Annotated in this window: 22 protein-coding genes; 8 read left to right on the forward strand and 14 right to left on the reverse strand. The window is 41.3% G+C overall.

The genetic code is table 11. The features are described from left to right. Positions 1-331 precede the first annotated feature (331 nt). A complete protein-coding gene (locus tag GPK81_RS05500; protein ID WP_044960934.1) occupies positions 332-604 on the reverse strand; it encodes a hypothetical protein in 273 nt (90 codons plus the stop codon). Positions 605-749: 145 nt separating this feature from the next. After that, the gene (locus tag GPK81_RS05505; RefSeq protein ID WP_173741713.1) at positions 750-1,238 is read right to left on the reverse strand and encodes a DUF1648 domain-containing protein; all 489 of its coding nucleotides are present in this window, start codon (positions 1,236-1,238) and stop codon (positions 750-752) included. A 213-nt stretch (positions 1,239-1,451) separates the two neighbouring features. On the opposite strand from GPK81_RS05505, the gene GPK81_RS05510 reads away from it, so the two are divergent. Beyond that, the gene (locus GPK81_RS05510) at positions 1,452-2,834 is read left to right on the forward strand and encodes an NCS2 family permease (RefSeq protein ID WP_215706680.1); all 1,383 of its coding nucleotides are present in this window, start codon (positions 1,452-1,454) and stop codon (positions 2,832-2,834) included. A gap of 104 nt (positions 2,835-2,938) precedes the next feature. Here GPK81_RS05510 and GPK81_RS05515 read toward each other — a convergent pair whose 3' ends face one another. From GPK81_RS05515 to GPK81_RS05530, 4 genes are all read right to left on the reverse strand, one after another. Then, on the reverse strand, positions 2,939-4,627 hold the full coding sequence (locus GPK81_RS05515; RefSeq protein ID WP_215636106.1) for a recombinase family protein: 1,689 nt from the start codon (positions 4,625-4,627) through the stop codon (positions 2,939-2,941). Positions 4,628-4,714: 87 nt separating this feature from the next. Further along, positions 4,715-4,888 (reverse strand): transposon-encoded TnpW family protein, encoded by a 174-nt coding sequence (locus tag GPK81_RS05520; protein ID WP_215636105.1) that lies wholly within the window; start codon positions 4,886-4,888, stop codon positions 4,715-4,717. Continuing rightward, on the reverse strand, positions 4,885-5,718 hold the full coding sequence (locus GPK81_RS05525) for a ParB/RepB/Spo0J family partition protein (RefSeq protein ID WP_215636104.1): 834 nt from the start codon (positions 5,716-5,718) through the stop codon (positions 4,885-4,887). Before GPK81_RS05525 ends, GPK81_RS05520 begins: the two co-directional genes overlap by 4 nt. Before the next feature lie 96 nt (positions 5,719-5,814). Further along, complete coding sequence (locus GPK81_RS05530) at positions 5,815-6,150, reverse strand: replication initiator protein A (RefSeq protein WP_278867863.1); 336 nt, start codon at positions 6,148-6,150, stop codon at positions 5,815-5,817. 795 nt (positions 6,151-6,945) lie between these two features. Between GPK81_RS05530 and GPK81_RS05535 the strand changes: the two genes are divergently transcribed. From GPK81_RS05535 to GPK81_RS05565, 7 genes are all read left to right on the forward strand, one after another. Beyond that, positions 6,946-7,845, forward strand: a complete 900-nt coding sequence (locus GPK81_RS05535) for a LysR family transcriptional regulator (protein WP_330620502.1) — start codon at positions 6,946-6,948, stop codon at positions 7,843-7,845. 215 nt (positions 7,846-8,060) lie between these two features. Continuing rightward, positions 8,061-8,837: an EFR1 family ferrodoxin gene (locus tag GPK81_RS05540; protein WP_215636101.1), complete on the forward strand. Its 777-nt coding sequence runs from the start codon at positions 8,061-8,063 to the stop codon at positions 8,835-8,837. Further along, positions 8,830-9,999, forward strand: coding sequence for an iron-containing alcohol dehydrogenase (locus GPK81_RS05545; RefSeq protein WP_215636100.1), 1,170 nt, complete (start codon positions 8,830-8,832; stop codon positions 9,997-9,999). Before GPK81_RS05540 ends, GPK81_RS05545 begins: the two co-directional genes overlap by 8 nt. Positions 10,000-10,058: 59 nt before the next feature. Beyond that, a complete protein-coding gene (locus GPK81_RS05550; protein ID WP_215636099.1) occupies positions 10,059-10,904 on the forward strand; it encodes an aldo/keto reductase in 846 nt (281 codons plus the stop codon). 23 nt (positions 10,905-10,927) lie between these two features. Continuing rightward, positions 10,928-11,575: a flavodoxin gene (locus tag GPK81_RS05555; protein ID WP_215636098.1), complete on the forward strand. Its 648-nt coding sequence runs from the start codon at positions 10,928-10,930 to the stop codon at positions 11,573-11,575. Between the two features lie 102 nt (positions 11,576-11,677). Next, the gene (locus tag GPK81_RS05560; RefSeq protein ID WP_215636097.1) at positions 11,678-12,127 is read left to right on the forward strand and encodes a flavodoxin family protein; all 450 of its coding nucleotides are present in this window, start codon (positions 11,678-11,680) and stop codon (positions 12,125-12,127) included. Continuing rightward, positions 12,124-12,801 carry a DUF4405 domain-containing protein gene (locus GPK81_RS05565; RefSeq protein WP_215636096.1) on the forward strand — a complete coding sequence of 226 codons (678 nt, stop codon included), beginning with the start codon at positions 12,124-12,126 and terminating at the stop codon, positions 12,799-12,801. Before GPK81_RS05560 ends, GPK81_RS05565 begins: the two co-directional genes overlap by 4 nt. Positions 12,802-12,929: 128 nt before the next feature. Here GPK81_RS05565 and GPK81_RS05570 read toward each other — a convergent pair whose 3' ends face one another. The 8 genes from GPK81_RS05570 to GPK81_RS05605 form a co-directional block, all read right to left on the reverse strand. Further along, entirely contained in the window at positions 12,930-13,301 is a 372-nt protein-coding gene (locus GPK81_RS05570) for a TnpV protein (RefSeq protein ID WP_215636095.1), read from the reverse strand. 212 nt (positions 13,302-13,513) lie between these two features. Then, positions 13,514-14,368, reverse strand: coding sequence for a YitT family protein (locus GPK81_RS05575; RefSeq protein ID WP_015526335.1), 855 nt, complete (start codon positions 14,366-14,368; stop codon positions 13,514-13,516). Further along, complete coding sequence (locus tag GPK81_RS05580) at positions 14,365-14,718, reverse strand: arsenate reductase family protein (RefSeq protein WP_015526336.1); 354 nt, start codon at positions 14,716-14,718, stop codon at positions 14,365-14,367. Before GPK81_RS05580 ends, GPK81_RS05575 begins: the two co-directional genes overlap by 4 nt. Before the next feature lie 108 nt (positions 14,719-14,826). Next, complete coding sequence (locus GPK81_RS05585) at positions 14,827-15,597, reverse strand: zf-HC2 domain-containing protein (protein WP_215706681.1); 771 nt, start codon at positions 15,595-15,597, stop codon at positions 14,827-14,829. Next, positions 15,594-16,079, reverse strand: coding sequence for an RNA polymerase sigma factor (locus GPK81_RS05590; RefSeq protein ID WP_215706682.1), 486 nt, complete (start codon positions 16,077-16,079; stop codon positions 15,594-15,596). The genes GPK81_RS05585 and GPK81_RS05590 overlap by 4 nt, the downstream gene beginning before the upstream one ends. A gap of 197 nt (positions 16,080-16,276) precedes the next feature. Then, positions 16,277-17,947 (reverse strand): sensor domain-containing diguanylate cyclase, encoded by a 1,671-nt coding sequence (locus GPK81_RS05595; protein ID WP_118070855.1) that lies wholly within the window; start codon positions 17,945-17,947, stop codon positions 16,277-16,279. Positions 17,948-18,129: 182 nt separating this feature from the next. Next, the gene (locus GPK81_RS05600) at positions 18,130-19,557 is read right to left on the reverse strand and encodes a glycoside hydrolase family 1 protein (RefSeq protein WP_118070854.1); all 1,428 of its coding nucleotides are present in this window, start codon (positions 19,555-19,557) and stop codon (positions 18,130-18,132) included. Positions 19,558-19,627: 70 nt separating this feature from the next. Further along, positions 19,628-21,514, reverse strand: coding sequence for a beta-glucoside-specific PTS transporter subunit IIABC (locus tag GPK81_RS05605; RefSeq protein WP_118070853.1), 1,887 nt, complete (start codon positions 21,512-21,514; stop codon positions 19,628-19,630). Between the last annotated feature and the right edge of the window lie 94 nt (positions 21,515-21,608).

Genomic DNA, 21,608 nt, shown 5'->3' on the forward strand with positions numbered 1-21,608 from the left:
TACTACATGGTATTTACAGGAATAGACGACATTGTTGTTTGATTTATATGTTGTGTTCATATTTGTATTATACTATGGTTTATCAGTTAATACAATTACTATTTTTTCCATCTTCAATTACTTGCATAAATTACGATCAGAGTAATCACTACCGTAATAACAATACTGTTTAAAAGAAACGGATAAAATTAAAGTGTGCGTTCATATTGATGTAGTTATCAATGATGAATTTCTGCGGAAGGAGATGATGCTCCAGAGCCATGATCTCCTGATTTTCCTTAAAGGATGAAGCTTCTGATCCGCCAGCACTGGCAAAGCTCCGGGATTTCCGTTACAAACCCTCCCGATACACGCTGTTGATCGTAGCCTGGGCGTGCTCCAGCTCTTTCTTCCGGACGATGGCTTCCCTATCACTTAAGATCGCCAGCATCTCATCGATCACATCCTCCACTCTGGGACTTGTCACCCTGTATAAATACCCCAGCATCCGTGTAGCTGTGTAATCGGTATTCATATGTTTATAGGCGATTTCCCGGCACAGCTCATCGGGATATCCCTTATCCTGAAGCGCTCTGTAAAGCTCATCTGTTCTTGTATCTACCATATCCTCCTGAGATTCCTTTCCTGTTTTTATTATAATTTCGCCAAGCGGATATTCGCGATCCGCTTTCGCTGGTTCCATCCATATTCAGTACAATAAATCGAACATTTCCCTTCCACTCTTCTGCATGATCACAAACGCGACCGCTTCACGATTTATCCTCCTCATCCATGCCATTTTCTTTACCAGCCTTATATATCCCCCGGATCCCCAGGATCAATGTCACGAAAATCCCTGTGATCAGTATCCACACCGGCCACATAGGTGCCGTTCCCAGATTCCCGCTGATCCCGGCATCAAGACATACTCCAATGGATAACAGCTTGATCACAGACATCATTTTTGACGCGATTTCAAAGATATGCTCTCTGTTTTCCTCTGTCACCTCAACCGGATAATTCCACCACTGTGGAAATCTCTGACAGAACATCAGAAGTGCCAAGATCAGCAGCCCCAAAATCGGCTCCAGAAGAAGGCTGCCCTTCTTCCCATACCGGTCCGGGATCCCATGAGCATTAAAATGGATCGGCACCCTCTCCGGCAGATTTCCCCAGGTGGCCACAAGATACATCACGTACCCAAGGATCATCAGAAAGCAAAGCACATCTGTAATATTCCGCAGTTTTTTCTCAGACATTATCCATCCCCCTTTCATTGCAGAATAAACCCGTCTGTAAATCGAATACTCTCTTTTCTGTATTTTACACACAAATTACCTGCTTGTAAAAGTATTTTGCAAAAAATTACCTTACATAACAATATCTGTTAAGCACTAACGATTGCATACGAAATTTTTATATGATAAAATAGACATGTTGTCCAAAAACATATTTAAGAAAGGGAAAGAAATATGTTAGAAAAAATCTTCAAGCTGTCCGCAAATAAAACGGACGCTAAAACAGAGGTTCTGGCAGGTATCACCACCTTCATGACAATGGCCTATATCTTGGCAGTTAACCCGAACATCCTGTCCGCAACCGGCATGGATTCCGGAGCTGTATTCACAGCTACCGCACTGGCAGCCTTCCTGGGAACGTTGCTGATGGCAATCTTCGCCAACTACCCGTTCGCACTGGCACCCGGAATGGGTCTGAACGCATACTTTGCCTATACAGTTGTTATCGGTATGGGATACAGCTGGCAGTATGCACTGACTGCAGTTTTTGCAGAAGGTATCGTATTTATCGTTCTTTCACTTACCAATGTACGTGAAGCGATCTTCAATGCGATCCCTCTGAACCTGAAATCCGCAGTCAGTGTTGGTATCGGTCTTTTTATTGCATTTGTAGGATTACAGAATGCCAATATCGTGATCGGCGGCTCCACTCTGCTGCAGCTTTTCTCTGTAGATGGCTACAACGCAGCCAAGGGTGTAGAGGCTTCCTTCAACAATGTGGGGATCACCGTTATCCTGGCTCTGATCGGTATCATCGTAACAGGAATCCTGGTTGTTAAAAATGTAAAGGGAAACATCCTCTGGGGTATCCTGATCACATGGGGACTTGGAATCATCTGTCAGTTCGCCGGACTTTATATTCCGAACCCGGAAATCGGCTTCTACAGCCTGCTCCCGGATTTCAGCAACGGACTCTCTATCCCGAGTCTTGCTCCGATCTTTGCGAAGCTGCAGTTTGACGGAGTTTTCTCACTGGATTTCCTTGTTATCCTGTTTGCATTTTTATTTGTAGATCTTTTTGATACTCTTGGAACTCTCGTTGGTGTCTCTTCTAAAGCAGGCATGCTGGATGAAAATGGCAAGCTTCCTAACATCAAGGGCGCACTTCTTGCAGATGCAGTTGCAACAACTGCCGGTGCAGTTCTTGGTACATCCACAACCACTACCTTCGTAGAAAGTGCTTCCGGTGTATCCGAAGGCGGAAGAACCGGACTTACCGCAGTGACAACTGCCATCTTATTTGGCCTGTCCCTGTTCCTGTCTCCGATCTTCCTGGCAATCCCGTCCTTTGCCACAGCTCCGGCTCTGGTGATCGTTGGATTGTACATGCTCAGCAATGTTATCAGCATTGATTTCAGCGATATGTCCGAGGCGATCCCATGTTATGTATGTATCATCGCAATGCCGTTCTTCTACAGCATTTCCGAAGGTATCTCCATGGGAATTATCACATACGTAGCCATCAACCTGATCACAGGTAAGGCAAAAGAAAAGAAGATCAGCGCTCTGATGTATGTACTGGCAGTGCTGTTTATCCTGAAATATATTTTCCTGTAAAATATGGCAAAAAAATTCCCGGGCCTTTAGCCATGGGCTAATAAGGCAGTATTTAAGGAATTATGGTGTAATCCCGATAAAGGGGGGTTACACCTTTTCTTTATTTAAGCGGATTTTTCCGCATTTTTCTGTTCTACTCTTTCCATTGTTTTCAAAAGTTGCTGCTCAGTTGGAATGTCAAATAATCCGACTGCGGTAAAATAAATATCCACTTTAACATTGTTATGCGAGTGCTTTTTCTCATTATTATGGATTTCAATACGCTCGATAAGCTTGTTGACAACGGTCGGCGTAAGCTGTTTCATTTCTGTAAATTCCATAAGCCCTTGATAGAGCATTTTCATATCAACAGTTTGCTTTTGAAGTTCAATGAGAGCTTTTTCATTTTCCTCAACCTCTGATATAAGTCGCTTTTGCTCAGCTTCGTATTCATTTGCCATACGGGAATAACGATCATCGGATAACTTACCGAGAATATTATCCTCATAAATTCTTGAGAATAACTTGTCCAAATCGGATATTCTTTGCTTTGCACTTTCGGTTTTGGCTCGCAAAGATTTTTCTCGATTTATAGATTCTGCACCTTTCTTTTCGGAGATAAGATAAAGGAATACACTGTTGTAACAACGGACAAAATCTGCAAGTTCGGATATAGCCTCTTTAACGATTGCCTCGAGTACAACATCTCGTATAAAATGGATTGTGCAAGTACCACGACCGTCTTTGTAGGAAGAACACCTCCAAAATTCCTGATTTTTCTTTAAGCTTTTAGAAGCACAAAAGTGAAGTTTAGAACCACAATCGGCACAATATACTAAACCTGAGAACAAACTTTTTCTACCTGTTGCGGTATTTCGCCTTTTGTTCCTCCTCAGTTCTTGCACTCTCAGCCAAGTGTTTTCACTGATGATTGCCTCCTGTGTATTTGGAATAATTTGATAATCCTCTTGTGATTTCTCAATTTTCTTATGCACTTTGTAACTGACTGTTGTGCTCTTGCCGTTTACTGTACAGCCAGTATATTGTCTGTTTTCAAGAATGTGGACAATAGAATTTGAACGCCAAGCATAAATATTAGCAGGCATCAGATTACTTGTTTTCTTACCTACGGAATTGAAATATGCTGTCGGTGTAAGCACTTTTTCTGTTTCAAGTTGTCTTGCAATTTGAGACGGCCCTTTGCCCGAAATGCAAAGATTAAATATCTTTCTTACAATTTCAGCCGCAGGCTCGTCTATGTACCATTGCTCCTTATCGCCTTCAATTTTCTTGTAACCGTAAGGCACTGTTGAAGAAATCCTCATACCCTTTGACGCTTTCATTTCATTAACGGCACGGATTTTCTTTGAGGTTTGTGCGGCATACCACTCGTTAAAAATATTATGAAACGGCATCATTTCCGTCCCTATACCTTTCGTGGTATCAACATTTTCCTGTATGGCTATGAAGTTGACGCCTAAGGTCGGATAAACAATTTCCGTATAGTGACCGCAAAGCAAATGCTCTCTGCCAAAGCGAGATAAGTCTTTTACAATTACGGTTGACACCTTACCTGCTTCAATAAGGCTTTCCATTTCCTGAAAGCCGGGACGGTTAAATGTTGTTCCGCTGATACCGTCATCGACAAAGAATTGCGGATGTAAATATCCGTTTTTCTTTGCATAGGTCATCAGAATTTCTTTTTGATTTGATATTGAATTACTCTCACCCTCTAAATTGTCGTCTTGAGATAAACGGCAATACAGAGCGGTGATTTTTTCTTCTTGCCCTTGTATATTTTTGTTTGTTGCCATAAACTATTTGCTCCTTTCTGTGACAACATGGCATTGCAATGTATAGGTATTGTACACTTGCAATGCCGCAGGGTCGATTGTGCAAACTTATGCTATCTTTAATTCTGTAAGCAAATCTTCAAATTGTTGAAGCACATTTTCTCTGCCATTGGGATTAAAATGTGTGCTGACTTCGTAAGTTGTATTGCCTATTTTCATAAAGAACGGTTCATCATTCTTTTCAAAATACGGTGCATATATTGAATTGTTTTTATCTGTCATCTTTCATCCCTCCTGTTTCTTTCTCTTTGCCTCTGCCATTTTTCAAGCAAGGAAATGATTGTCTTTTGCATATCGGATTTGGTGTAGCTTTTCGGAAAATACTTGCGTATATCCTCTTCCATAAATCTAACTTGTTCTTTTTGATTTGGCTTTTCTTCATTGAGAACGGCGAAAACCGTATCAACGAAAAAGTTACCGTCTTTACTGAATTCTCTTAATCGCTGTGCCTGCGATAATGAAGGTGTAGCGTCGGTAAATTCGATTTGTTCAAGCAATATTTGCTGTTCATATTCCGACAGATATGAGATTTCAACCGCAGGAGTAAAGGCTATCCTTTCTTCGTCAACAAGTTTAAGTAATTCGGGTATTAAGTATGTCAGGCGGATATATCGCTGTATTTGTCTTGCACTGTCATCGACGGTTTCTGCAATCTTTTCATCTGTTCTTAACTTTGTGCCAAGTTGGCACGAAGTTTTCCCTTGATGCTTCAAAGCCTCTGATTTCATTTTGTAGGCAAAAGCTTTTTCACTCGGTAAAATATGCTCACGGTGTATGTTTGAATCCACCATTTGCACAATTGCCTCGTCTTTTGTAAGTTCTTTTATTATCACGGGTATGCTTGTTATCCCTAACGCTTTGCAGGCTTCAACTCGTCTGTGTCCACTGATAATTTCATATTTACCCGCCGGAAAAGAACGAACTATTATCGGTTCAAGCAATCCGTTTTCTTTTATGCTTTCTGTTAATTCTTGTTGCTCAATTCCGTTCCTTTTCTTAAACGGATGATTTTCAAAAGGAACAAGCAAATCTATGCTTATATTTTTTATCATTTTAACCTCCATATATATTCTTTTCTCGGCCGGTAACAGTCTTAATCTTCTAAGTCTTATTACCTTCCGTTATTCGGAAATCAAGAAAACCGAAAATCAGAATTGTTTCAGATAGATAATGCTCGGTTTGCCTTGACCTTGCTTTTTGCGAAGTATTAAGTCCGAAGTTTCAAGTTCCGAGAACAATTTACATATTTTTTCGTGACCGAAATGCAGTTTTTCTTGGGCAGACTTTATCGTAAAATACTGATATACTCTGCCTTGATTATCTATCCAACCGTTTTTGACGGACAAATGCATTCGGTCAAGCAAAAGTCCGTACAACATTTTCGCATCGGTTGAAACAGATTTGTACTTCTCTTCAAATAACGCTTTCGGTACTTTGTAGAAAGCAAAGTTTTTAGCATCCGATATTTTGAAATATTTGTTCACTGTATCACCTCTGTTTCTGTATTGATTTGGTGCCGAAATCGGTAATTTTTTCTTTTGTATCGACATTTTATTGAAAACAAGTATCGCTATATCAAATTAACCGCTGTCATCATATTCACGGCGATTTTTAACGCTTTTTTCACCTCTTTTGGATTTGTACTTCGGGCAGAAAACAACGATTGCTTTGTGACTTTGCTTGCATTTGTTTTTGCATTTAAGGCAAAGGCTGTTGTATGTTCGTCTGCCCGTTTCGGGATTTGTGAAAAAATCCCATTCTTGTTTCGCTTTCTTTGATAATCTCGGCATTGTAAAAACTCCCTTCACTTGTTTGAACAGGGAGAGGCATTTTGCACCCCCTATTTGCAAATAAATTTTCCCTCTCACTTGGTAGGCAACGAAAACGGTCAAAAATTAACCCTCTGACCAATATTTTTTATTACCACTTCACTTGTTAGAACTGAGAACGCTTTTTTGGGGGGTGTTTTTGAAAAATTTATATTTTTTAATATTTACCTCTCTATTCATTTGGACAAGAGGTGTCAAAATGCACACCCATTTTCTTGATTTGCAAAACATTTTTATTTACCCCCTCACTTGTTTGAACAGGGGGAAGCGTTTTGTACCACCATAAGATGGAAAAGTTAAAAAATTAAAATAGCCGCCTGTGTGTTCAGACGGCTATTTATTAGTCAATTTGATTTTTTGAGAGTTTTAAAGTATAATTAAGAAAAATATTTATCATTTTGATTTGATATACAACAGATTGTGATTTAATTTTGTTATGTAGGTGGTGGGATGATGTATAATCCACAGATAGAAACATTTATAAAGGTTGCGGACGCAGGAAGTTTTAACAAAGCGGCAGATGAATTGTATATCACGCCGACTGCCGTTATTAAGCAAATCAATTTGCTTGAAAGCTCGCTTGACTTGGTTTTGTTTGAGCGTACGCACCGTGGGTTGATACTGACTAACGCAGGCAAGTCGCTTTATCAAGACGCTAAGTACATTATCGGCTATTGCAAGGACAGTGTTGTCAGGGCGAAAAACGCAATGAGCGAGGGCGAAAATATTATTCGTATCGGCTCGTCGCCTACAACCCCTGCTCAATTACTTATGCAAATGTGGCCGAAAATTCAAGAGCAATGCCCGGATATAAAATTTGAAATTGTTCCATTTGAGAACACACCCGAAAACGCAAAAGAAATACTTGCGAATTTGGGAAAGAACATTGATATTATCGGCGGAATATTTGACGACACAATGCTTAAACTCAGAAAATGCGAGGGCTTGCAATTATCCCGTGAGCCGTTTTGCTGTGCCGTATCCATTCACCACAAGCTTGCACAAAAGGATAAGCTTCAAATCAGCGATTTATACGGCGAAAATTTAATGCTTATGCACCGCGGCTGGAGCAATTATGTTGACCAATTGCGTGACGATATTTGGCAAAATCATACGCAGATACATATTGTTGATTTCGATTTTTACAATATGAGCATATTTAACAGATGCGAAAACACGAACGATGTTTTGCTTGCAATACCGGGTTGGGCAAATGTTCATCCTCTGCTGAAAGTTATTCCTGTTGAGTGGGAATACAGCATTCCGTACGGTCTTTTACATTCGATGACTCCAAGCGAAAATGTCAGACGAGTTTTAGATGCAGCTACGAATATAGTTAAAACTAAATAAACAGTTATAACCCAAAGGTATATACTGAATAACAAAACGAGACTTCATACGAGGTCTCGTTTTTCTTATAATATAGTTGAAAAGAAAAACAACGAAGGAGTGGCAGATATTATATTAACGAGCGATGAGGTATCAGCGATTGATAATAAGCTTGATAATATAAATATGTCCGCTGTTTTCGGTGGGTCGAAAGTGATAAAAAAGAGGAAGTAATTATGGTATTTTATTTCACCGCAACGGGCAACAGCCTTTATGTTGCAAAGTGTATTGACAAATATCCTGTCAGCATACCGCAGGTTATCAAAAATTCGTCAATCTATTCAGACAGCCAAATCGGTATTGTTTGCCCTGTTTATTGCGGCGAAATACCGAATACGGTAAAAGAGTTTTTGAAAGAATCGAAGTTTGATACAAAATATATGTATCTCATTTTAACCTATGGCAATAGTGCAAGCGACTGCCCCGAGTTTACATATAACGAGTTTAAGACTCTCGGCATCAACTTTGATTATATAGATACCGTTCACTGCGTTGATAATTACCTGCCTGTTTTTGATATGGCAGAAGAAAAGAAAATTGACAAAGATACAGATGTTCAAATTGCACATATAATCAAGAATATCAGACTAATGAAAAAAGGTGTTCCAACTGCAACAGACGCAGACAGGAAACTCCACAAGCAAGTGGCAACGCTGAATAAAATCATTCCGTCATTTAATAACGGCAAGATGATTAAAATAACCGATAAATGTATCGGCTGTAAGGTATGCGAAAAGGTTTGCCCGACAGGCAATATAATTGTGCTGACGGATTACGCACAAAGGCAAAGCAAAAAATGCGAATACTGCCTTGCTTGCGTTCACGCTTGCCCTCAAAAGGCAATTATCATTAAGCACGAGAAAAACAAAAACGAGCGATACAGGAATGAAAATGTATCACTCGATGAAATAATAAAATCAAATTTTCAGGATAGGAGAGAAAGCTATGAATAATTTTATTTTTGAAAATTCGTCAAAGGTATATTTCGGTGAAGGCTGTGTAAAAGAATATCTTTCAAATATTCTTTCAGCTTACGGCGAAACGGTTATGCTCTGCTACGGCGGTGGCTCGATTAAGAAAAACGGCATTTATGACGAGGTTATAACCGTACTCAAAAAAGAAAATAAGGCAGTTGTTGAGTTTAGCGGTATTCCGTCAAACCCGACCTACAGCAAGGTACTTGAGGGGGTTAAACTTGCTAAAGAAAGCAATGCTGATCTTATTCTTGCAGTCGGCGGCGGAAGCGTTATGGACTGCTGTAAGGCAATTTCACTCGGTGCAAAATATGACGGCGACATTTGGGCTGACTTTTGGGCAAGACCGGGTGTGATTGATTTTGAACCGTTGCCGCTTGGTATTATCGTCACTGTTTCAGGCACGGGCAGTGAATGTAACGGCGGTGCTGTAATCACAAACGAAGAACTTAAAATCAAAACAGGCAAAGATTATCCTCAGCTTAACGCAAAATTCGTTATGCTTGATTCGACCTACACCTACAGCGTTCCTGAATTTCAAATGGTATCGGGTGCCTTTGATACTCTTTCACACATTATGGAAATCTATTTCAGCGAGCCGAATGAAAGCAATGTATCGGATGATATATCCGAGGCTCTTATGAAAAATGTTATCACCAATTTGCGTGCCGCTATCAAAAATCCCGAGGACTACACAGCAAGAAGTAACCTAATGTGGGACGCAACAATGGCAGAAAACCGTATCATCAAACTTGGCAAAAAGACGGATTTTGAGTGCCACCAAATGGAGCACCAGCTCGGCGCATACACTAACTGCAATCACGGTGCAGGTCTTGCCGTTCTTCATCCTGTTTATTACAGACATATTTGCAAGGCAGGCGAAAAGAAATTTGCTCAGTTTGCAGTTAATGTTTGGGGCATTTCAAAGGACGGCAAAACAGACGATGAGCTTGCAAAGGCAGGCGTTGAGGCCCTGGCAAATTTTATTAAGGAAATCGGTATGCCGACAACCTTTAAGGAACTTGGAATTGATGAAAATATCAACCTTAAAGAAATTGCAGACTCATGCGGTATTGTACCGGGTGCATACAAAAAGATGACACACGAAGAAATTCTTCAAATTTTTGAAGAATGCAAATAACTATTTAATCTAAATCTAATTTTGATATTAAATTTTCAAACAGAAAAGGAGTAATCAGTATGGAATTTATAAAATTAAACAATGGCGTAGAAATGCCAATGCAGGGTATCGGAACATTTTTGCTGTCCCCTGACGAGGCAGAGGCATCTGCAACCTACGCTCTCAAAAACGGATGTCAGCTTATTGATACGGCAAACGCATATTGCAATGAAAAGGCAGTAGGCAGAGCAATGAAAAACGCAGGCATTGACCGAAAAAATATTTTTCTTGAGACAAAGCTTTGGCCGTCATTTTACGAGCAGGACGATGCAGTAGACAAAACTCTTGAAAGACTTCAAACAGATTATATCGATTTGCTTTTAATTCATCAGCCTGCCGGAAACTACATTGCAGGATATAAGCAAATGGAAAAGGCATACAAGGAAGGCAAGGTTCGTGCAATCGGTCTTTCAAACTTTAACGAAGAGCAGATTTGCGAAATCCTAAATATCTGCGAGGTTAAGCCGTCCGTTCTTCAAACCGAGGTGCACCCATATTATCAGGAAAAGGAACTTAAAAAATTCCTTTCTCACGAGGATATTAAAATTCAGGCTTGGTATCCGCTGGGTCACGGTGATAATGCGCTTCTCAATGAGCCACTCTTTAAGAGCCTTGCGGAAAAATATGATAAGTCGACAGCTCAAATCATTCTTCGTTGGCATATTCAGGAGGGCAACATTATTATCCCGGGTTCAAAGAACAGCGACCATATCAAGGCTAATTTTGATATTTTTGATTTTTCACTTACTGATGAAGAAATGGCAAAAATATCATTACTTGATAAGGGTGTAAGATATTATACCTCAACACCGGAAATGCTTAAAAAGTATGTCGAGATGATACCGCCTGTTGACGAACAAAAATAATTAAACTAAAGGAGATTAAGATTATGAAAAAATTAACCTCAATTCTTTTGGCACTTGTGCTTGTGTTTTCGTTCGTAGCTTGCTCTAATAATTCGAGCGACAATTCAAATACAACCTCAAGCACTTCACAAACGGCAGATACTTCAAAATCTACCGATGAAAATACCCAAAATTCTAATACAAGTTCAAAAATATTAGTTGTTTATTATTCTGCAACAGGCAGCACAAAAGCTGTTGCAGAAACTATAGCCGACACTTCCGGAGCAGATTTGTTTGAGATTACACCTGTTGACCCTTACACAAGCGATGACCTTAACTGGACTAATGACAACAGCCGTGTAAGTGTTGAGCACAACGACGAAAGCAAGCGTGATGTACCACTTACAAAGACTACGCCTGATAATTGGGCGGATTATGATACAGTATTTATCGGCTATCCGATTTGGTGGGGCATTGCTGCTTGGCCTGTAAACAATTTTGTTAAGGGCAATGATTTCAGTGGCAAAACCGTTATTCCGTTTTGCACATCAACATCATCAGGTTTAGGTCAGAGTGGTGACCTTTTAGCAGATATGGCAGGCACAGGCAATTGGCAGGACGGCGAAAGATTTTCTTCAGGTGCCTCATCAAGCAAGGTCGAATCTTGGGTGAACGGTCTTGACCTTAAATAAAATCCGCAAATTTACAGTTGTGCTTTTGGCGGTTACTGTTACGGTGATACCATTATGTCTTGGCTTTTCAGCGAACATTAAATTATTAAGAGAGGTAACATTATGAAAATTCTTTTTATTAACGGCAGTCCGAACGAAAACGGAAATACTGCTAATCTTGCCTCAATTCTTTTGAACGGCAAGGAATACGAAACACTTAATTTAACTGACTTCACAATCAGCTCATACGGTCAAACTTTACCTTATGACGGACTTGACAGAGTGATTGAAAAAATGAAAGAGGCTGACACAATCGTTATTGGTTCTCCGCTTTATTGGCACAATATTTGCGGCTCTGTTCGTAATGTTTTAGACCGTTTTTACGGCAAGGTTGATGAGAGCGAGCTCTTAGGCAGAAAGCTTTATTTTATATTCCAAGGTGCGGCACCCGAAAAGTGGATGCTTGATGCAGGCGAATACACAATGAAACGCTTTGCCTCTCTTTACGGTATGGAATATATGGGAATGGCAACGAACAGCAAAGAGGCTGAAGATTTAAACAAAACCGTATGAATTCAAAAATAAAATTAAAGCTAAAACCGATAATTGATATTTTAATGGCATTTGCTCTGCTTCTTTTGATGTCCTACGAGCTTTTAGGCTCAACTGCACACGAGGTAGTCGGCGTTGCTATGTTTGTGCTTTTTGTTGTTCATCACGCACTCAATATAAATTGGGCAAAGCATTTAGCAAAAGGCAGGCAAACACCTATAAGAATTTTTCAAAATATTCTTGTTTTGCTTGTGCTTATATCATTTGTCGGCTCAATCGTCAGCGGGGTAATTGTTTCAAGGCATCTGTTTGTATTTTTGAATATAAAATCAACCTATGCAGCGAACAGAATCCATATGCTTTCTGCATATTGGGGATTTATATTTATGTCGCTCCACCTCGGACTTCATTTCAATATGATTTTGCTAATGATAAAAAAGAAAAAGCAACTCTCACCAAAAGTGAAGACTGCTTTCAAAATAATATTCATACTCATTTTTGCATACGGAATTTACGCATTTTTCAAACGGGATATAACATCTTACCTGTTTTTGAAAAATCAGTTTTTCCTCCTTGGCGATAACGAACACCTACTGCTTTATCTCTTTGACTATATCTCAATAATGTTTTCCTTTGCAACATTGAGCCACTTTGTTTTTTCAATATTAAAGTCGAATACAAAAAGCGGGGTTTAGGGTGTCCCTAACGAGAAAATTACCGTTTGGATAGCCAACCGGTCTGCTCGCTAAGTTTGTACATTCAATTTCACAAAAAAATTAAGGCACAGCCTACGGAAATTTTTTCCGTAAGTTGTGCCTTTTTCTCATTTATAAATCACTTGTTCATTAACGATTTCTGTTGCTCTGTTGCGAATATTATTCATCTTTTGCACCCACAACATCATATTTTCGGCTTTGAGTTTTTCCGTAACTTGTTCCTGCTCAGCAAGTGATTTTATTGTCTGTTCAAACAAATTCTCTGCCTGAAACTCAACATCGGCAAGGTAATTGTAAAGCTTACCCGATGTAAGAAGATTGTAATAAAGCACTCGATGACTTGATTTCAAATAGCGTCTGTGCCTCATTGCCCACACACTGATTTGCCTTTGGTTTTCATCAGGTAGCGTAAGAGTTGGCAAAAGATAATCGCCTTGTTGCGAATAACTACCGCCTATATTTTCAAAATTTGTTTTCATATCGAAGCCTCCTTGTATTTGGTAACTTCATTATACTGAATACAAAATAAAATGACGAATGTGCGAATTTCTGATACAGAAAAAGGCTCTGACCTTTTACAGTCAAAGCCTCATCTGCCATTGCAATGCCTTAGTTTTATTAAGTTTTATCATACTGCCTTATAAAACCTCAGCATTTGTCCCGGGAGTTTTTTTATTCCAGCAAAATATTCTTATTTCTTCGGCTGATACCGCATATTCGATACATTATAAACCGTGATAAACGCTTTCGGGTCCTCCTGGTTTATAAACTTCATCAGCTTCTGATATTCACCTTTATCTACGATGGTGATGATCTCACGGCGTTTTTCCATGTTATAAGCTCCGATGGCCTCATAGATCGTGGCTCCGCTGTGCAGGTCATGAATGATAAACTGCCTCAGCTCCTCTTCCTTTTTCGTGATGATGCAGACACGCCGCTTGATATTATTGTCAAAAATAAAATGATCCAGAACGATTCCGTTAAAATACGTTCCCAGAATACTTAAGACCACCGTCTTTTTATCATACACAAGCGCCGCGGAAAGTGCCACGCACATACCGGAAAGAGACATGGCTTTTCCAAGTTCCATGTGGAGATACTTATTCATGATCTTCGCCACGATATCCAGTCCGCCTGAGGATGCATTCCTGTTAAAAAGAATGCTAAGTCCCACACTCACTACCAGAATATAACACAGAACATCCAGTTCCTGGCTGTCTGTCATGGAACCGAAATTTGGAAAAATGATCTCAAACAATCCCAGAAACAACGGCAGCATTACACTGGTATAAACCGTCTTAACTCCAAACTCTCTTCCACAGGTAAAAAATCCAATGATCAGCAATACCACATTCAGGATCATGGTAATCGCCGACAGCTGCAGCGGCACAAAGTTGGAAAGCACGATTCCAAGACCGGAAATACTGCTGACCGACGTATGGCTTGGCACTAGGAAAAAATATACCGCCGCTGCAATGATCGCCACTGCCACGGTGAGGATCACGGTTTCCTTAACGATATCCGCATAATTCAGTTTCTTTTTCATGATTTCAGATACTCTTCCCATTCTTTTTCTTTAGCGCCCACCAGCACCTTGTCTTTCCCAACAAGGATTGGTCGTTTCACAAGCATCCCGTCTGTTGCAAGAAGCGCAAGCTGCTCTTCCTCACTCATCTCCGGAAGTTTATCTTTCAGTTTCATCTCTTTATAAATATTTCCACTGGTATTGAAAAAACGCTTCAGCGGAAGACCGCTTTTTTCCCACCAGGCTTTCAGTTCCTCTGCAGTTGGATTGTCCGTCTTAATATCACGCAACGTATATTCTGCGCCACTCTCATCCAGCCATTTCTGAGCCTTTTTGCAGGTACTGCATTTTGGATAGCATACAAATAACATCTTATGTCCCCCTGTTCTTCGGCAGTAAATACGTAAATTCACTGCTGTCTGTTTTTTTGCCTACAGCACAGAATTTTTATAGAACTTTTTCACTGTACTGTCCAGGTTTTATTTTAACATAGACGATGCGGTATTTCTATCCTCTTGTTCCGACCATATCAGCTTCGATTCCTGTTTCATCTCATCCACAATTTTCTCCGCCGCATCCAGATCTCCCTTTGCTTCCAGCTCTGTTAATTCCAGGCTCTTCTTTCTGGCCTCCTCACTCATATAATAAACCTCTGTTACCGTTTCCGGGATGCTGTCATCTTCCGGTGATACTTCCTCTGTCTTTTTGGAAAAATCCTGAAGCAGCATGTCATCGCCTTTCAGTTCCAGAGTTCCTGCATATGGCGCGTCAATGGCGTAGACGAACTCTGTTCTTCCATCTTCTGTGTACTGTACTTTCATACGGTTAATAAGATTATTGGAAGAATACAGGCAGTTGTCTTTTACGTACATTCCGCTGTTTTCCAGGGTCATGTATTTTTCGTTGAAATACCAGTGGTTATAGCCTGCTGCCGCAGCGATGAGTGTCAGGATAACTGCCACTGCTACTGTCAGCACTCTGCGTATTATTAATTTTCTCCGGATTTTTTTCAGTGCGGCTGCACTTCCGGTATTTTCCGCTTCACCAGCTCTGCGTTGCGCTCCGGAGGCTGCAGATGGTCTCATTTGAGCCTGCTCTTTTCCCTGCTCCTCTTTCATGATCTCCAACATTTTTCTGCATTCCTTACAAGCTTCTATATGCTCTTTTACCAGCGCCTGACTGTCTTCACTTAAAATGCCGTCCACATAGGATGGCATCAGATCCTGTATTACATCACATGTGATCCTCATTGCTCCAGCTCCTCTCTGATCTTTACTCTTGCACGGTAATAAGTCACCCGCGCCCAGTTTTCACTTTTTCCAAAAAGCATTCCAATCTCACGGAAGGTCAGCTCTCCGAAGGTCCGCAGGGAAAAAACTTCTTTGTACGGTTCCGAAAGTCTATGCAGAACCTTATGGATCTCCATAGCCTGGCTCCGCTGCGCCAGCTTTTCCTCCAGAAGCTCTCCGCCAGCGCTTTCTGCTTTTTCCAGCTTCTCATCCCCGAGAAGCTGCTTTTTCTGCTTTTTCAGATGATCGTACAACGTATTCTTTGCAATCTGGCAAAGCCACACCCGCACATCACAGTCACCACGGAACTGATCTGCTTTTTTCAGTGCCTTAAAAAATGTCTCCTGGGTCACTTCCTCAGCCAGTGATCCATCCTGTGAGACAGAACGGATATACCGATATACAATGTCAAAATATGTCCGGTAAAGTTCCTCAATATTCATCGGTTCTTTCTTTTCCTCCCTTCTCACTTATAAGACGCACTGATCTCAAAAACGTTACAGAAAATCTTTCAAAATTTCGTCCGATATTTTTATTCCGGCGTTTCTTTTAGCACAAACGAAATGCCCGGTATAAAAATACCGGGCACAGCATTATCAGAATTTTCTTCTGACCTCCTCTTACACTCTGCTGCATACCTTCACATCGTTCCATGCTTTTCATAATATTTCTTTTTTTCCGCATACATAAGATCATCTGCTCTTCTCAGCATTGTCTCAAGCTCCGAAGAGCTTTCCTCCCAGACAACGCCAACAGAAACACTGATCCTTTTGGCAGCAATGCTGTCACAGATATCCCGGATCTTACTCCGAAAAATCTTCTCATCCATGTCAAAACAGATAAGTACAAATTCATCGCCACCTACCCGGTAAGCATTTTCCGGCAGAATCGCAAGCATAGAACGCGCTGTATTTATGATCAGCCTGTCTCCGGCCTCATGTCCGTAAAGATCATTCACCCGTTTCAGACCATTGATATCAATATATGCTACTCCTGTTTTTATCACTGTTTTTGCCTGCATGCCTTCCAAAACCTGAATATACCTGTTCCTGTTATACAAGGTCGTCAGCATATCACGGTAGCTCATGTACTGCAGACACGCCTTACGCTCCTTGGCTTTCAGGCTGTCCGTTAAAAAGTACTGTATGGATGACAGCAGCGTATGATCCTCATAATGCAGTCTCGGATTATCTACCCCGAGAAATCCTATGATCTTTCCGTCACTGTTTAAAGGAACGGCCAGCAGCCTGGTAATATCCTGCATCTTCAGAGTCTCATAATACGGCTGCCCCTGCTCCTCTTCAATATCCGGAATATAATACAGGCCATTTTTCCGAAAGCTGTCCATCCAGATATCCAGCATTTCCATGGGAACCTCCTGAAGATTATCCTTCTCAGCAGTCACTCCGTTCATGGCATACTCATAGGTATTTGTACAGACATTCCTCTTTTCATCGATCTGAACAATATAACTGCGATCTCCGTCAAAATACCCGCTGATAATACGCAGCAGATTGGAAATCGCCGCATCTTCATCTTCTCCTGATATCAGCTCCGCAATACATTTATTCAGTATCGTTGCGATCTCAAGTCTTTCCTTTATCTTGCCCTCTCTGCTTATCAGCTGATACATTTCCTGATTCAGCTCCGTCATCGTCACGATAAACATAATGATCATGGAAATACCAACAGAAAACTCAATCAGCGACATTCCATACCAGAATGCCTGCACAGCTGCCGCCACTGCCAGAAGTACAATGCATGACAGCATAGAGAACAGGAGCTTCCGGCTGACTTTCTTTCTGTATTGGAGCAGAAGTGTAAGGTCAATGAACATACCTGCTGCCGGAAGAAGGATTGACATAATATATAACGGTGCCCGATGGTAATAATTATCCCCATCTATGTAATAATACCAGTGAGTAAACTGTGAGAGCACCACAAAAGCAGCCTCCACGGCAGCAATAACATATCCGGCTTTTACTCTTTTTAATGTTCTCCGCTCTTTTTTCGAAAACAGATAAACACACACATAAATATGAAAACACACCAGGACTACGTCACTTAAAAGAAATACGAGAAAACTCGAAATACGGACCATCACACTGCCCGGAACTCCGGGATATCCGCTGAAAATATGCCCCAGGGCATCCATCAGCAATAACAGGGAAGCAAAACTCTCCATCAGGACAAGATACCGCCGCTTTTCCCTGTTATAATTACTGCTCAGAAATATACATAATGCTGCTATGGCGCAAAATGCACATCCCCATATAAGTATTGCCACCTGCAGTACTTTTTCATCCGGCATAAAAAACACTCCTCACATTCGTCACTTACAATAAGTATTACACTTTACCGTGTAAAAGTCAACCTTCCCAAAAAAATCCCGGAGTACATTGTCATACTCCAGGATTTTGTCGTCAACCGGATAAAAGCAACCGCATTCGCTACATAATTCTACACCAGATAACTGCTTCGCAGTTGATTCAGTTAAAGCTCTTCCCCGCAGGATTCAATCACTTTTTTGTACCAGTAAAAAGAATCTTTGCGGATTCTGGAAAAGTCTCCGGTCCCGTCATCATTTTTATTTACATAGATAAGCCCATAACGCTTCTTGAATTCTCCAGTGGAGGCACTGACAAGATCTGTACAGCCCCAGCAGGTGTAGCCGATCAGATCTACTCCGTCATGGATTGCTTCCTTCATCTGCTCTATATGGCGGCGCATATATTCAATACGGTAATCATCGTGAATCTTTCCATCCTCTGTCAGCTGATCCACCGCCCCAAGACCATTTTCCACGATCATGATCGGAATCTGATAGCGGTCATAGATCTGGTTCAGAACATAGCGAAGACCAGTTGCATCGATCTGCCAGCCCCAGTCGGAAGCTTTCAGATATGGATTTTTCAGATTGTCACTTCCATTTCCGGCCGTTTTCTCTCCGTCCTTTGTCACGCTGACACAGCTACTGGAATAATAGCTGATAGTGAAAAAGTCCACCGTACCCTTATTGAGGATCTCTTTATCCTCCTGAAGAACCTCCAGCTGGATTCCGTGCTCCTCAAAGTATCTCGCTGCAAATCCCGGATAATATCCTCTTACATGAACATCACCGGCAATGGAATTGTGGATCTGCCCAAACTGCTGTGCATATAAGATATCATCCGGATGGCAGGTATATGGATAACCATTGTGATAAGCAAGCATACAGCCAAGCATAAACTCCGGATCGATCTCATGAGCCATGGAAACTGCAAGTGCACTTGCTACCAGCTGGTGATGCATTGCCTGATAACGGCTCTGCTCACATACATCCTTCGGGTCCAGCATTCCTGCACAGAATACCGCACCAAAGTCCTGCGTCAGCATATTGATCTCATTAAAAGTCAGCCAGTATTTTACCTTACCTTTATATCTCTCAAATAAAACCTTTGCAAATCGAAGATAGAAATCGATCATCTTACGATTTTTCCATCCGCCATACTCCAGAGAAAGATGAAGGGGATTCTCATAATGAGAGATCGTTATCAGCGGCTCAATGTTATATTTTCTCAGTTCGTCGATCACATTGTCGTAGAACTTAAGGCCTTCCTCATTTGGAGTTTCCTCATCCCCATTTGGGAACACTCTGGACCAAGAAATAGAAAAACGATATACCTTAAATCCCATCTCTGCAAAAAGAGCAATATCCTCTTTCCAGTGATGATAAAAATCAGTCGCCTGGTGATTGGGATAAAATTCTTCCGGTAACGGTGCCGGCGGTGTAAGACGACGTTCCTTATCCACACTTCCTCCTGTCAGGATATCTGCAATGGACGGGCCTCTGCCATCCTCATCCCAACCGCCTTCATACTGGTTTGCAGCGGTTGCTCCGCCCCAGAGAAAGTTTTCCGGCATACGGTTATAATTTTTCATATTTTAGTTTTCTCCTTTTTACAAACATCAGGCGGATCTGTTATCTCCGCCTGATGTTTCGTTGTTATTCTTATACAATAGTCAGGAATTTATCTCCTGCATTTACAGCTGCATCTTCTTTTTCCATGCATACTGCTTTGATATAATCAGAAATATTGGTCACAACAACCGGTGTGATCAGATCATATCCTTCTTTCTTAATGGCATCCATATCGAATTCCACAAGAAGCTTTCCTTTTTTTACCTTATCTCCATCAGAAACATGGGATTTAAAATATTTACCATTTAAATTTACAGTATCAAGTCCGATGTGGATCAGAATTTCTGCTCCACTTTCTGTCACAAACATGATTCCATGTTTGCTGTCCATGATATTTGCCACCGTGCCATCTGCCGGTGCATAAACCTTTCCTTCTGATGGAACGATTGCTGCTCCGTCACCTAAAACCTTATCAGCAAAAGTTTTATCCGGAACATCGGAAAGTGCTTTTACAGTTCCTGCTACCGGTGCACAAAGCTCGATCTTCTCTACAAGCGGAGCGTTCTGCTGTGCCGGCTGTTTTTCTGTATCTGTGTTCTGTACTTCATCCTCTGTCTCAGCCTTTACATCCTCAAATCCGAAGATAAGCGTAAGAACAAAAGCAGCTACAAAAGATACCACGATCATAATGATTCCATAAAGCAGATTGCTTAATCCCTTCTCACCGATAAACGCCGGGATCGCCATGATACAATTCTGTGCAATGTAAAGAGAAACCTGAAGAAGTCCTCCTACGATACCACCGATTCCGGCTGCTATGGAAGCTGCTACAACCGGTCTTTTCAGTTTCAGTGTAACACCATACAGAGCAGGCTCTGTGATACCCATAAGAGCGGAGACACCGGCTGCACTTGCCAGCTGTTTCATGTTGCTGTCCTTGGATCTTACAGCTACTGCAAGAGAAGCTCCGGACTGTGCAAGGTTAGAGCATACCTGAGATACAAAGATCAGTGTATCGGTACCACCGGTTGCAATGGCATTCAGTCCGATCGGTGTCAGCGCATGGTGCATACCGGTCATAACGATGAACGGGAAGGTTGCTGCAAGGATACCTACAATAATGAAACCAAGTTTTACGGACAGGAAGTTGATGGCTACCGCAAGTCCGTTACCAATAATTGTTCCGAGCGGTCCAACTACGATCAGGGCGATCGGTGCACTGATCAGAATTACCAGTGTCGGGTTCAGGATCAGTTTTACCATTTTCGGTGTGATCTTATCAACCAGAATCTCAATATAATGTGTGATCCATACCATCAGGATAACCGGAATAACGGAATAAGAATAAGTTGCTTTTGTGATCGGCAGACCAAACAGTGTGATGGCCGCATCACCAGCTACCATAGTTACAAAGGTAGGGCTTAAGTAAACACCGGCAATAAACAGCGCCAGTGACTGGTTCACGCGGAAAACCTTGGCAGCATTTGCTGCGATCAGGAACGGCATGAAGTAGAAAGTAACATCTCCGATAAAACTGATCACCTGGTAGGTACTGCTTGTTTCTGATACCAGATGAAAAGTTGTCAGCAGAGTAAGTACAACTTTGATCATACCGGCTGCAGTCAGGGCAGGGATCATCGGGGTCATACATCCGGTGATGGCATCGATAACTTTTGAAACAACACTCTTTGAGCTGTCAGAGTTCGCTGCCGGTGCATCATCGGTAGGAACACCTTTGTCCTCCAATGCCTTGTAAACAGCGTTCACTTCATTTCCTGCGATAACCTGGAACTGATCTTCATGCCAGTTAACGCCGGAGATCTCAGAAAGCTTTAAGATCTCTTTCTCGTTGATCTTCGATCTGTCTTTCACATAGAAACGAAGCCTTGTCATGCAGTGGAACAGACGGGTGATATTCTCTTTTCCGCCCAGTGCTGCAATCAGTGTGTCTGCAGTTTTTGCATAGTCCTTTTTCATTTGGGGACCTCCTTTAATAATAAATATTGAAATTTATATTAAAGGTCTTGCCTGAAAAGATACGCACATGGCACGTATTTCAGTAACAATCCAT

The organism is Blautia sp. MCC283, assembly GCF_018785565.1.
GTDB lineage: Bacteria > Bacillota > Clostridia > Lachnospirales > Lachnospiraceae > Blautia_A.